This is a genomic window from Pseudomonas purpurea (genome assembly GCF_039908635.1).
Taxonomy (GTDB): domain Bacteria; phylum Pseudomonadota; class Gammaproteobacteria; order Pseudomonadales; family Pseudomonadaceae; genus Aquipseudomonas; species Aquipseudomonas purpurea.
Map to the genome: position 1 here is coordinate 4,361,314 of NZ_CP150918.1, position 12,980 is coordinate 4,374,293.

At 61.4% G+C, this 12,980-nt stretch carries 9 protein-coding genes and 1 pseudogene; 8 read left to right on the forward strand and 2 right to left on the reverse strand.

What is annotated here, in order from left to right; translation table 11 throughout:
- The first annotated feature begins 20 nt into the window (after positions 1–20).
- The 4 genes from AABM54_RS19550 (at position 21) to AABM54_RS19565 (ending at position 5,118) form a co-directional block, all read left to right on the forward strand.
- Positions 21–629 (forward strand): biliverdin-producing heme oxygenase, encoded by a 609-nt coding sequence (locus AABM54_RS19550; protein WP_347901625.1) that lies wholly within the window; start codon positions 21–23, stop codon positions 627–629.
- A gap of 99 nt (positions 630–728) precedes the next feature.
- Positions 729–1,124: a YbaN family protein gene (locus AABM54_RS19555; protein ID WP_347901626.1), complete on the forward strand. Its 396-nt coding sequence runs from the start codon at positions 729–731 to the stop codon at positions 1,122–1,124.
- Positions 1,125–1,439: 315 nt separating this feature from the next.
- Positions 1,440–3,578 (forward strand): methyl-accepting chemotaxis protein, encoded by a 2,139-nt coding sequence (locus AABM54_RS19560; protein ID WP_347901627.1) that lies wholly within the window; start codon positions 1,440–1,442, stop codon positions 3,576–3,578.
- 190 nt (positions 3,579–3,768) lie between these two features.
- On the forward strand, positions 3,769–5,118 hold the full coding sequence (locus AABM54_RS19565) for a CoA transferase (RefSeq protein ID WP_347901628.1): 1,350 nt from the start codon (positions 3,769–3,771) through the stop codon (positions 5,116–5,118).
- A gap of 137 nt (positions 5,119–5,255) precedes the next feature.
- Here AABM54_RS19565 and AABM54_RS19570 read toward each other — a convergent pair whose 3' ends face one another.
- Both AABM54_RS19570 and arcD (AABM54_RS19575) read right to left on the reverse strand, forming a co-directional pair.
- Positions 5,256–6,128, reverse strand: a complete 873-nt coding sequence (locus tag AABM54_RS19570) for a DNA-3-methyladenine glycosylase (protein WP_347901629.1) — start codon at positions 6,126–6,128, stop codon at positions 5,256–5,258.
- Positions 6,125–7,552: an arginine-ornithine antiporter gene (gene arcD / locus AABM54_RS19575; RefSeq protein ID WP_347901630.1), complete on the reverse strand. Its 1,428-nt coding sequence runs from the start codon at positions 7,550–7,552 to the stop codon at positions 6,125–6,127. Before arcD (AABM54_RS19575) ends, AABM54_RS19570 begins: the two co-directional genes overlap by 4 nt.
- Positions 7,553–7,997: 445 nt before the next feature.
- Between arcD (AABM54_RS19575) and arcD (AABM54_RS19580) the strand changes: the two genes are divergently transcribed.
- The 4 genes and pseudogenes from arcD (AABM54_RS19580) (at position 7,998) to arcC (ending at position 12,939) form a co-directional block, all read left to right on the forward strand.
- The gene (gene arcD / locus AABM54_RS19580) at positions 7,998–9,425 is read left to right on the forward strand and encodes an arginine-ornithine antiporter (RefSeq protein WP_347901631.1); all 1,428 of its coding nucleotides are present in this window, start codon (positions 7,998–8,000) and stop codon (positions 9,423–9,425) included.
- A gap of 36 nt (positions 9,426–9,461) precedes the next feature.
- A pseudogene (gene arcA / locus AABM54_RS19585) lies at positions 9,462–10,719 on the forward strand (arginine deiminase).
- A 69-nt stretch (positions 10,720–10,788) separates the two neighbouring features.
- Entirely contained in the window at positions 10,789–11,799 is a 1,011-nt protein-coding gene (locus AABM54_RS19590; RefSeq protein WP_347901632.1) for an ornithine carbamoyltransferase, read from the forward strand.
- 210 nt (positions 11,800–12,009) lie between these two features.
- Complete coding sequence (gene arcC, locus AABM54_RS19595; RefSeq protein WP_347901633.1) at positions 12,010–12,939, forward strand: carbamate kinase; 930 nt, start codon at positions 12,010–12,012, stop codon at positions 12,937–12,939.
- Positions 12,940–12,980 lie beyond the last annotated feature (41 nt).

The window sequence follows — 12,980 nt, forward strand, 5'->3', positions numbered from 1 at the left end:
TCATTCTCAAGGACATCTTCATGACCACCGCCGACACCGCCCAGCGCCCGACCCTGCGTTCCCAACGCCTGAACCAGATCACCCACTTGCCGCACGCCAAGCTCGACACGCTGGTCAAGGCCCATGCACCGTTCGAAACCCAGGCCAACTTCGCCCGTTTCGTCGTGGCCCAGTACCTGTTCCAATCGGAACTGGTGTCGCTGTACACCGACGCCGAGCTGACCGCCATCGTCCCGGACCTGCCGGAACGCTGCCGCGCCGAGGCTGCCAAGGCTGACCTGGCCGACCTTGAGACCGACGTCCCGGCCCCGGTGGCAGGTGCCGTGAGCAACCCGAGCAAGGCTGAAGCACTGGGCTGGATCTTCGTGTCCGAGGGTTCGAAACTGGGCGCGGCGTTCCTGATCAAGCGCGCGGTAGGCCTGGGCCTGAGCGAAACGTTCGGTGCCCGTCACCTCGGCGAACCTGCTGGTGGTCGCGCTGAAGGCTGGAAGAGCTTCGTCAAAACCCTCGACGGCCTGGCATTCAGCGCCGAAGAAGAAGCCGCGGTAGATAAAGGTGCGATTGACGCGTTCAACCGCTTCACCGTGCTGCTGGAACAGGCTTACGCCCCTGCGCCTGAACTGGCCTGATTCACACGATCCCCCGTGGGAGCGGGCTTGCTCGCTCCCACAAGGACCAGGCAAGCCAGTAATCTTCCGATCAAGCCTCGCAGTCACGTCTCAAAACCCATGCCTCACCTAGCCACCTCAAAACTCACCCGCATTCTCTTCGGTTTACTCGCCTACGCCAGTCTGGCGCTGGGCCTGATCGCCATTGTCGTGCCCGGCCTGCCGACCACCGAATTCATTCTGCTGGCCGCCTGGGCGGCGACCAAAAGTTCGCCGCGCCTGAGTGCCTGGCTGGAAAACCATCGCCTGTTCGGGCCGATCCTGAGCAATTGGCGCAACGGCAGGATCATCGCCCGCCGGGCCAAAGTCAGCGCCACCGTCAGCATGCTGCTGTGCGCCACGCTGATGCTGGTGATGCTTGACCACGGCTGGCCGATCTACCTGGCCATCGCGGGTATGAGCCTGGGCAACCTGTGGATCTGGTCGCGCCCCGAATCCTTGCCGCAACCTTCCTGACACACCCCGGCGCCCCTGTGGCGAGGGCGCTTGCTCCCGCTGGGCTGCGAAGCGGCCCCAAAACTCTCCAGACCCACCGCCTACACCGGATTCACGACTGCTACGCCCGGACGCGGATCGGCCGAACGGGAGCAAGCTCCCTCGCCACAGGAACAGCATTTCCCCCGCGCAAACGCTTGCGCTGACCATTCATCGGCTCACCCTCATGCAACAGGGTTGTAAGCCGATGTTTCGGGCATGGCGCTGAATGGATTTGGCGAGACGAGTTGTCCCTGACTCGCAACCAATACTTCATTCATTCGCGAGATCGCCCCCATGTTCGACTCTCTGTCCATCCGCCTGAAAATCGTGCTGTTGTCCGGGCTGTGCCTGCTCGGCGTGGTCGGCCTGATTGTCGGCATGAACATCTACCAGACCAATCAAAACGACCAACTCGTCAGCACGTCCAGCACGAAGATGCTGACCGGCAGCGTCGAAAACCTGCTGCAGGCCAAGGCCGCCGAGCAAGCGGTGCGCGTGCAGAAAACCTTCGGCGAAAGCCTGTTGGTGGTCACCGCCCTCGCCGACCAGATCAACGACATGCGGGTCATGGCCGGCAAGCGCTCACTGGACGCTTCGGCCCTGCGTGAAGAGCTCAACCACAGCCTGAAAACCGCGTTCGAACGCAACAACAAGGTGCTGGGGATCTGGCTGGCCTTCGAGCCCAACGCCCTGGACGGCAAGGACAGCGAGTTCGCCAGCGACGCCGTGCGTGCATCGAACGAAGCCGGGCGCTTCGCCAGTTACTGGAGCCGCGCGGCCGGTCCCGGGGTGAACACGGTGATGGTCGAGGACGACATGACCAAAACCACCCTCAGCCTCAACGGCACTCCGTACAACAGTTGGTACACCTGCCCGCGTGACAGCAAGCGCACCTGCCTGCTGGACCCGTATGCTGACACCGTCGCCGGCAAACTGATGCTGATGACCACCATTTCCGTGCCGCTGCTGGTCGACGGCAAAGCCATCGGCGTGGTCGGCGTGGACATCGCCCTCGACGCGTTGCAAGCCGCCGCCAACGATTCCCAGCGTGAACTGTTCAACAACGCCGGGCACATGCTGATCGTCTCCGGCAGTGGCGTGGTTGCTGCCTACAGCGCCGACGCCGGCAAGGTCGGCAAAAGCATAGGCGAAACCCTCGGTGCCGACGGCAAGGACGTGCTGCAACTGCTCGGCGCCAGCTCACCGAAGATCCTCAAGCAAGGCGAGCTGATCCGGGCGGTCTACCCGGTCAGCCCGATCAACGATGCCAAGGCCTGGGGTGTGGTGATCGACTTGCCGCAACAGGTGCTGTTGGCCGATTCGGTGAAACTGCAAACGGTGCTCGATGACGCCCAGGAAACCGGCACATTCAAAACCCTGTTGGTGGCCATCGCGGCCGGCCTGCTCGGCCTGCTGCTGATCTGGCTCACGGCGTCCAGCGTGACCCGGCCGATCAACAGCGTCGCGCAGATGCTCAAGGCGATTGCCAGCGGCGACGGTGACCTGACCCAACGCCTGGACTACAGCAAACAGGATGAACTGGGCGAACTGGTCAGTTGGTTCAACCGCTTCCTCGACAAACTGCAACCGACCATCGCGCAGATCAAGCAAAGCATCACCGACGCCCGTGGCACCGCTGACCAGTCTTCGGAAATCGCTCGCCAGACCAGCGAAGGCATGCAAGTGCAGTTCCGCGAAATCGACCAGGTGGCCACCGCGTCCAACGAAATGAGCGCCACCGCCCACGACGTCGCCAACAGCGCCTCGAATGCCGCCAACGCCGCCAAAGGCGCCGACCAGTCGGCCCGCGACGGTATGTCGATCATCGAGCGCAGCACCCGCGACATCAATCAACTGGCCGATGAAGTCAGCAAAGCCGTGGGCGAAGTCGAAGCCCTGGCCGTCAACAGCGAGCAGATCGGTTCGGTACTGGAAGTGATCCGCAGCATTGCCGAGCAGACCAACCTGCTGGCGCTGAACGCGGCCATCGAAGCGGCCCGTGCCGGCGAAAGCGGTCGCGGTTTTGCGGTGGTGGCGGATGAAGTGCGCAACCTGGCCAAACGTACCCAGGACTCGGTGGAGGAGATCCGCCTGGTGATCGAACGCATTCAAAGCGCCACTCGCGGCGTGGTTGCCACCATGCATTCGAGCCAGACCCAGGCCCATCACAACGCAGGTCAAATCCAGCAAGCGGTGCAGGCCCTGGGCAAAATCAGCGACGCGGTGACGGTGATCAGCGACATGAACCTGCAAATCGCCAGCGCCGCCGAACAGCAAAGCGCCGTGGCCGAAGAGGTCAACCGCAACGTCTCGGCGATCCGCACGGTCACCGAAACCCTGACCGGGCAGGCCACTGAGTCGGCGCAAATCAGCAGCCAACTCAACGCCCTGGCCACCCACCAGATGAAACTCATGGATCAATTCCGGGTGTAGTGACCAAACACCTCCGCCCTGTGGCGAGGGAGCTTGCTCCCGCTCGGTTGCGCAGCAGCCGTAAACACGGTCATTGCGCTCCTTCTGACAGGACTCTGTGCTTGGTTTGGGGTCCGCTCCGCGGCCCAGCGGGAGCAAGCTCCCTCGCCACAATTGATCTATGCTCGGGCTCTCTTCCGGAGGGCCTTCGATGACTGATTTACTCACGTCCATTCAAGCCGCGCTCGGCTTGCCCCGCACCCCGATTCCGTTCACGTCGAGCGGCGCCCTGCCCTCGGCGTTTGCCGTAACGGACCTGGCCTGCGCCAGCATGGCCGCGGCCGGTCAGGCCATCAGCGAGTTGCTGCACCAACAGACCGGCCGCTTGCCGCCCCTTGAAGTCGACCGCCGCCTCGCCTCTTTCTGGTTCGCCACCTCGCTTCGCCCCATCGGCTGGAGCGTCCCGCCGCTGTGGGACAAAATTGCCGGCGACTACGAAACCCACGATGGCTGGATTCGCCTGCACACCAATGCACCCCATCACCGCAGCGCCGCCGAGCAGGTGCTGGGCCACTGTTTTGATCGCAGCGCCATGGCTGCCAAGGTCGCTCGGTGGGCCAAAAGCGATCTGGAACACGCGGTGGTCGAGGCCGGTGGCTGCGCCGCCGAAATGCGCTCATGGCAACAGTGGCTCGCCCATCCGCAAGGTCTGGCGGTCAATGCCGAACCACTGATTCACTTCACGACAAATGACGGCGGGGCCTCGACCACCTGGCAAGGCTCGGTCGCACAGCCGCTGACCGGCCTCAAGGTGCTGGACCTGACCCGCGTGCTCGCCGGGCCGATTGCCAGCCGCTTTCTCGCAGGCATGGGCGCCGACGTGTTGCGCATCGACCCGCCGCACTGGAGCGAGCCGGGTGTGGTCCCGGAAGTCACCCTCGGCAAACGCTGCGCCCGCCTCGACCTGCACGACGCGACAGACCGTGCGGTGTTCGAAACCCTGCTCAAGGACGCCGACATTCTGCTTCACGGCTACCGCGCCGACGCCCTCGAACGCCTCGGTTATGGCACCGCTGAACGACAGAGGCTCACCCCCGGCCTGATTGATGTCTGCCTCAACGCTTACGGCTGGAGCGGCCCGTGGCAAAACCGCCGGGGTTTCGACAGCCTGGTGCAGATGAGCAGCGGCATCGCCGAGGCCGGCATGGGCTGGAAGCAGGCCGACAAACCGATGCCTTTGCCCGTGCAGGCCCTCGATCACGCTACCGGGTATTTGATGGCGGCGAGTGCGATCAGGTTGTTGGCTGAACGGTTGCGGTGTGGTCGTGGTGGGTCGGCGCGGTTATCGTTGGCGCGTACCGCGAAAGTATTGATTGAGCATGGCGCGGGGACGGATGAGCCGCTGCGGGCGGAGAATCAGGACGATCAAGGCCTGTTGATTGAACAAACGCCTTGGGGGCCGGCGCACCGACTGCACGCTCCATTGAAGATCACCGGGACGCCGTTGCAGTGGGTGCTTCCGGCCACTGAATTGGGTTCACATCGCGCGCAATGGTGGTGACTTTCAGGGCCTCTTTGCGAGCAAGCCCGCTCCCACAGGATTTGTGCCGAATGCCTGTAATAAGCACGACACTCAACCTGTGGGAGCGGGCTTGCCCGCGAAAGCGTCCGAATTGCCAGCAAAAATCCCGGATCAGCTCAATCCGCCCGACTCAACGACGTCCAAAGCACCTGCGCCGCATACGCCCGACACGGCCGCCAACCCTCGGCACGGGCCAACAACTCGCGCGGCGTGACCGGCCCGCCCTCCAGCGCCGCCAACGCATTGATCAACCCCACGTCCCCTGTCGGAAACGCATCCGACTCACGCAACTGACGCAACGCGATGTACTGCGCCGTCCAGTCGCCGATCCCATGCAATGCCAACAACTGCGCAACACCGCCCTCCCGACCAGGCTCAAACAACAAAGGATCATCGAGCAATGCCTGCGCCACGCCTGACAAGGTCCGGCCACGGCTGCGCGGCATGCCGAGGGTGGCAAGATCAGCCGCCGCCAGCACCTGCGCCGAGGGAAACACATGGGTCAGTTCAGGTTGTGCAGCATCCGCTTCCCGCAACGGCTTGCCATACTGCGCGACCAGTTTTCCCGCCAGTTTGATCGCCGCCACTACTGTGATCTGCTGCCCCAGCACCGCACGAATCGCCAACTCCAACCCATCCCACGCCCCCGGCACCCGTAGCCCCGGACGCTCGGCAATCAAGCGCGCCATCAGCGGATCAACCGCCAGTTGCCGATGGACACGTGGCAAATCCGCGTCCAGGTCGAACATCCGTCGCAAGCGCACAACGATCTCGGGCACGGCCGAGGGTTCAGGAAAGTGCAGGTTCACTTCAAGGGCATCACCAGCCGCAGGCGTGATCGAAAATATGCCGTGCACACCGTTCAGGTTGATGCTGCGCGAGTACACGCCGTCGACCACCGTTTCCAACCCGACAATCGCCCGCGCCGATAAAAAACCGAGCATCGCCGGCCAGTCATAGGGCGGCTGATAGTCGAGCAACAGCCTCACAGCGACAACAATCCGCTGTACAACCCATACGCCGCCAACCCCGCTCCGGCGACGACACAGCTGAAAATACCCTTCTCGACATGGGTGAACAGCGGCTCGCCCTGCTCCCGCTTGGCTTTGGCGAACAGAATGACTCCCGGCGCATAGAGCAGCGCCGACAGCAGCAGGTATTTCACCCCGCCGGCGTACAACAGCCACACGGCGTAACTCAGCGCGATACCACCGATCAGCAAGTCTTTGGTGCGCTCGGCCGACGCGTGTTCATAGGTTTCCCCGCGTCCGCTCAACAGCACTGCATACGCTGCCGACCACAGATACGGCACCAGAATCATCGACGAGGCGAGGTAAATCAGGCTGGTGTAGGTGCCGGCGGAAACCAGTGTGATCAACAGGAAAATCTGAATCATCACGTTGGTCAGCCACAGCGCATTGACCGGCACATGGTTGGCGTTTTCCTTCGTCAGGAACGCCGGCATGGTCTTGTCCCGGGCCGTGGCGAACAGAATCTCGGCACACAGCAGCGCCCACGACAGCAACGCACCGAGCAAGGACACCGCCAGGCCAATGCTGATCAGCAGCGCGCCCCACGGCCCGACGATGTGTTCGAGCACCGCCGCCAGCGACGGGTTCTGCAATTGGGCCAGCTCAGGCTGGCTCATGATCCCCAGCGACAGCACGTTCACCAGCACCAGCAACGCCAGCACCCCGAGAAAACCAATGACCGTGGCACGGCCAACATCCGAGCGTTTCTCAGCGCGGGCCGAATATACGCTGGCGCCTTCGATGCCGATAAACACGAACACGGTGACCAGCATCATGTTGCGCACCTGATCCATCACGCCGCCGAAATTCGGGTTACTGCGGCCCCAGATATCGCGGGTAAAAATGTCAGCCTTGAACGCCACTGCGGCGATCACGATGAACATCACCAGCGGCACGATCTTGGCCACGGTGGTCAGTTGATTGATGAACGCCGCCTCCTTGATCCCGCGCATCACCAAAAAGTGCACCGCCCACAGCAACACCGAGGCACAGCCGATGGCGATGGGCGTGTTGCCCTGCCCGAACACCGGAAAGAAATAGCCCAGGGTGCTGAATAACAGAACGAAGTAACCGACGTTGCCCAGCCAGGCGCTGATCCAGTAACCCCAGGCCGACGAAAAACCCATGTAGTCGCCAAACCCGGCCTTGGCGTAGGCGTACACCCCGGAGTCGAGTTCCGGCTTGCGGTTGGCCAAGGTCTGGAACACGAATGCCAGGGTCAACATGCCCACGGCGGTGATCGCCCAACCAATCAGCACGGCCCCGGCATCGGCCCGGGCGGCCATGTTCTGCGGCAAGGAAAAGATCCCCCCGCCAATCATCGAACCCACCACCAGGGCGATCAACGCACTGAGTCGAAGCTTTTGCGCCGGTTGCGACATTGTTGTTTCTCCATCCCGTTCGGGTCACGCCTGCGAAACCGTAACAACGGTGCATTCAACTAAAGAGGTAAAGGCCCATCACGTTTATTAGATAACACCAACAAACACCTTTTATTTAGAACTGATGAATCTATGAGTCAGTAGCGATTTGCCAGTTTTGTGTGCGAGTAGCGATAAATCAATCCTGTGCTGAAAACAGATGTCAAAAATTTGCACATTCGTGAAAAGGAACTAGCTTCAAACGCCTCGGCAATAGGAGTTATTCCCGTTTGATATTAACTGAAGGCTCTGCACCGGTCTTTCCGGGCATAACAGTTTCACTCCGGATGGCACCACAAGTCATTCATTAACAATGGAATGTACCCATGCACTGATCTAAGTCAGCTGATTGATTTGCTAACAGATCTACGCTGTTGTCTCTCTTCTCCTGCATTGGAGTCATGCAATGTCTGAATCCCCCGGAAAACTACGACTGGGTGCGTTAGTCGCTCTTGTTGTCGGCTCGATGATTGGTGGCGGGATATTCTCTTTGCCGCAAAACATGGCCGCCAGCGCCGACGTCGGTGCAGTCCTCATCGGTTGGGCCATCACCGCCGTCGGCATGTTGACCCTCGCGTTCGTCTTCCAGACCCTGGCCAACCGCAAGCCTGACCTTGATGGCGGTGTCTACGCCTATGCCAAGGCCGGTTTTGGCGACTACATGGGTTTCTCGTCCGCCTGGGGCTACTGGATCAGTGCCTGGCTGGGCAACGTCGGTTACTTCGTCCTGCTGTTCAGCACCCTGGGTTATTTCTTCCCGATTTTCGGCGAAGGCAACACCGTAGCGGCCGTGGTGGGCGCCTCCGTGCTGCTCTGGGCCGTGCACTTCCTGGTGCTGCGCGGGATCAAGGAAGCGGCGTTCATCAACCTGGTGACCACCGTCGCCAAGGTCGTGCCGCTGCTGTTGTTTGTGCTGATCGCGATCTTCGCTTTCAAACTGGAGATCTTCACCGCCGACATCTGGGGCATCAAAAACCCGGACCTGGGCAGTGTGATGAACCAGGTGCGCAACATGATGCTGGTCACCGTGTGGGTGTTCATCGGTATCGAAGGCGCGAGCATCTTCTCGTCCCGCGCCGAAAAACGCTCGGACGTGGGTAAAGCCACCGTCATCGGCTTCATCACCGTGCTGCTGTTCCTGATGCTGGTGAACGTGCTGTCGCTGGGCATCATGACTCAGCCGGAACTGGCCAAACTGCAGAACCCGTCGATGGCCGCCGTGCTGGAGCACGTGGTCGGTCACTGGGGCGCGGTGCTGATCAGCGTCGGCCTGATCATTTCCTTGCTCGGCGCGCTGCTGTCGTGGGTGCTGCTGTGTGCGGAGATCATGTTCGCCGCTGCCAAAGACCACACCATGCCGGAGTTCCTGCGCCGCGAAAACGCCAACCACGTGCCAGTCAATGCCCTGTGGCTGACCAATGCGATGGTGCAGATTTTCCTGATCATCACCCTGTTCTCGGCCAGTACTTACCTATCGCTGATCTACCTCGCCACCTCGATGATCCTGGTGCCTTACCTGTGGTCGGCGGCGTATGCGGTGCTGTTGGCGGTGCGTGGCGAGAGCTACGAAAAAGCCCTGGCCGAACGCAAGAAAGACCTGGTCATCGGCAGCATTGCCCTGATCTACGCGATCTGGCTGCTCTACGCCGGCGGGGTCAAATACCTGCTGCTGTCCGCCCTGCTGTATGCCCCCGGCGCGATCCTGTTCGCCAAGGCCAAGCTGGAGTTGGGCAAACCGATTTTCACCAACGTCGAGAAGCTGATTTTTGCCGCAGTGGTCGTGGGCGCCCTCGTGGCGGCTTACGGACTCTACGACGGCTTCCTGACCCTGTAACACCCGTTCTGTTATGTCATCTGGAGGATCACTGTAATGACCACGGAAAAAGTTAAGTACGGCGTACATTCCGAAGCCGGCAAACTGCGCAAAGTCATGGTTTGCTCCCCAGGCCCTGGCCCATCAGCGGCTGACCCCGAACAACTGCGACGAACTGCTCTTTGACGACGTGCTCTGGGTTGCCCAGGCCAAGCGCGACCACTTCGACTTCGTCACCAAGATGCGTGAACGCGATATCGATGTGCTGGAAATGCACAACCTGCTGACCGACATCGTCGCCATCCCCGAAGCGCTGGACTGGATCCTGGAACGCAAGATCACCGCCAACCAGGTGGGTCTGGGCCTGGTCAACGAAGTCGGTTCATGGCTGCGCAGCCTGGAGCCGCGCAAGATCGCCGAGTTCCTGATCGGCGGCGTGTCCGCCGATGACCTGCCGAGCAGCTTCGGTGGCAAGACCATCGAGATGTTCCGCGACTTCCTCGGCCACACCAGCTTCATTCTGCCGCCGCTGCCGAACACCCAGTTCACCCGCGACACCACTTGCTGGATCTACGGTGGCGTGACGCTGAACCCGATGTACTGGCCAGCGCGACGTCAGGAAACTCTGCTGACCAGCGCCATCTACAAGTTCCACCCCGAGTTCACCAATGCCGACTTCCAGGTCTGGTACGGCGACCCGGATCAGGAACACGGCAACGCCACGCTGGAAGGTGGCGACGTAATGCCCATCGGTAACGGCGTGGTGTTGATCGGTATGGGCGAACGCTCGTCCCGCCAGGCCATCGGCCAGCTTGCAATCAGCTTGTTCAAACACAAAGCGGTGGAACGCGTGATCGTTGCCGGCCTGCCGAAATCCCGCGCCGCGATGCACCTGGACACCGTGTTCAGCTTCTGCGACCGCGACCTGGTGACGGTATTCCCGGAAGTCGTGAACCAGATCGTCGCCTTCACCCTGCGCCCTGATGAAAGCAAACCGGGCGGCATCGACATTCGCCGCGAAGAAACCAGCTTCATCGACACCGTCGCCAAGGCCCTCAACCTCAAGGCCCTGCGTGTGGTGGAAACCGGCGGCAACAGCTTCGCCGCCGAGCGCGAGCAGTGGGACGACGGTAACAACGTGGTGGCCGTGGAGCCTGGCGTGGTGATCGGTTACGACCGCAACACCTACACCAACACCCTGCTGCGCAAGGCCGGGATCGAGGTCATCACCATCAGCGCCGGCGAACTCGGCCGGGGCCGTGGCGGCGGCCACTGCATGACCTGCCCGATCATCCGCGACCCAATCGACTATTAATTTGTGTGCCTTGCCTCGTCCTTATAAAGCGCGAGGCAAGGGGATAACCGAAACCCAAGGAGATCCAAAATGGCTTTCAACATGCGCAACCGTAGCCTGCTCTCGCTGATGCACCATACCAATCGCGAGCTGCACTACCTGCTGGACCTGTCCCGCGACCTGAAACGCGCCAAGTACACCGGCACCGAACAGCCGCACCTCAAAGGCAAGAACATCGCGCTGATCTTCGAAAAAACCTCGACCCGCACCCGCTGCGCCTTCGAAGTAGCTGCCCACGATCAGGGCGCTCACGTCACCTACATCGACCCGGTGTCGTCGCAAATCGGCCACAAGGAAAGCATGAAAGACACCGCCCGCGTTCTGGGCCGGATGTTCGATGCCATCGAATACCGTGGCTTTGAGCAGGAGATCGTCGAGGAGCTGGCGAAGTTCGCCGGTGTACCGGTGTTCAACGGCCTGACCGCTGAATTCCACCCGACCCAAATGATCGCCGACACCCTGACCATGCGCGAGCACAGCGACAAGCCGCTGCATGACATCAGCTACGCCTACCTGGGCGACGCCCGCTACAACATGGGCAACTCGCTGCTGATGATCGGCGCGAAACTGGGCATGGACGTGCGCATCGGCGCGCCGAAAGCGCTGTGGCCCCATCAGGACTTCATCGATCAGTGCAACGCCTTCGCCATCGAAAGCGGCGCTCGCATCACCATCACCGAAGACCCGAAAGAAGCAGTCAAGGGCGTGGACTTCATCCACACCGATATCTGGGTATCGATGGGTGAGCCGGTTGAAGCGTGGGACGAGCGTATCGAGCAACTGCTGCCGTACCAGGTCAACGCCAAGATGATGAAGGCCTCGGGCAACCCGCGGGTGAAATTCATGCACTGCCTGCCGGCGTTCCACAACAGCGAAACCAAGGTTGGCAAGGACATCGCCGCGCGGTATCCGCACCTGGCCAACGGCGTAGAAGTCACCGAAGACGTCTTCGAGTCGCCGGCCAACATCGCCTTCGAGCAAGCGGAAAACCGCATGCACACCATCAAGGCGATCCTGGTGTCGGCACTGGCTGATATCTAAGGACCGACGTTTCCCTCCTGTGGAGGCCGCATTTTGTGGCGAGGGAGCTTGCTCCCGCTCGGCTGCGCAGCAGTCGCAAAGGCATCAACCGCATCGCGTCAGGTACACCGCGTATCACCTGATGCGAGCGCTGCGCACTCGAGCGCGAGCAAGCTCGCTCGCCACAAAAGCCTCTCCTACGGGATCACCGAATTCTGAAAGGACTGCATTATGCGTATCGTCGTTGCACTGGGCGGTAACGCCCTTCTGCGCCGTGGTGAACCCATGACCGCGGACAATCAACGCGCCAATATCCGGATCGCCACCGAACAGATCGCCAAGATTCACCCCGGCAATCAACTGGTGATCGCACACGGCAATGGCCCGCAAGTCGGCCTGCTGTCGCTGCAAGCGGCGGCATACACCTCTGTTTCTCCTTACCCGCTGGACGTGCTCGGTGCCGAAACCGAAGGCATGATCGGCTATATCATCGAACAGGAACTGGGCAACCTGCTGGACTTCGAAGTACCGTTCGCGACCCTGCTGACCCAGGTGGAAGTCGACGCCAACGACCCGGCCTTCAAACACCCGACCAAGCCTATCGGCCCGGTCTACTCCAAGGCCGAAGCCGAAGCCCTGGCGGCTGAAAAAGGCTGGGCGATTGCCCCGGATGGCAACAAGTTCCGCCGTGTGGTGGCCAGCCCGAAACCCAAACGCATCTTCGAAATCCGCCCGATCAAGTGGCTGTTGGACAAAGGCAGCATCGTGATTTGCGCGGGCGGTGGCGGCATCCCGACCATGTACGACGAAAACCGCAAGCTCAAGGGCATCGAAGCGGTGATCGACAAGGACCTGTGCTCGGCGCTGCTGGCCGAACAGTTGGATGCCGAATTGCTGGTGATCGCCACCGACGTCAACGCGGCGTTCATCGACTTCGGCAAGCCTACCCAGAAAGCCATTGCCCAGGCTCACCCTGACGAAATGGAAAAACTCGGCTTCGCCGCGGGCTCCATGGGCCCGAAAGTCCAGGCGGCCTGCGAGTTCGCTCGCAACACTGGCAAAGTCGCGGTCATCGGTTCACTCTCGGACATCGAAGCGATCGTCCAGGGTAAGGCCGGCACCCGTATCAGCACGGCGCAACCTGGCATCACCTACCAATAAAAAAACTCCAGGGGCAGGCGTCAGGTCTGCCCTTCTCCAAT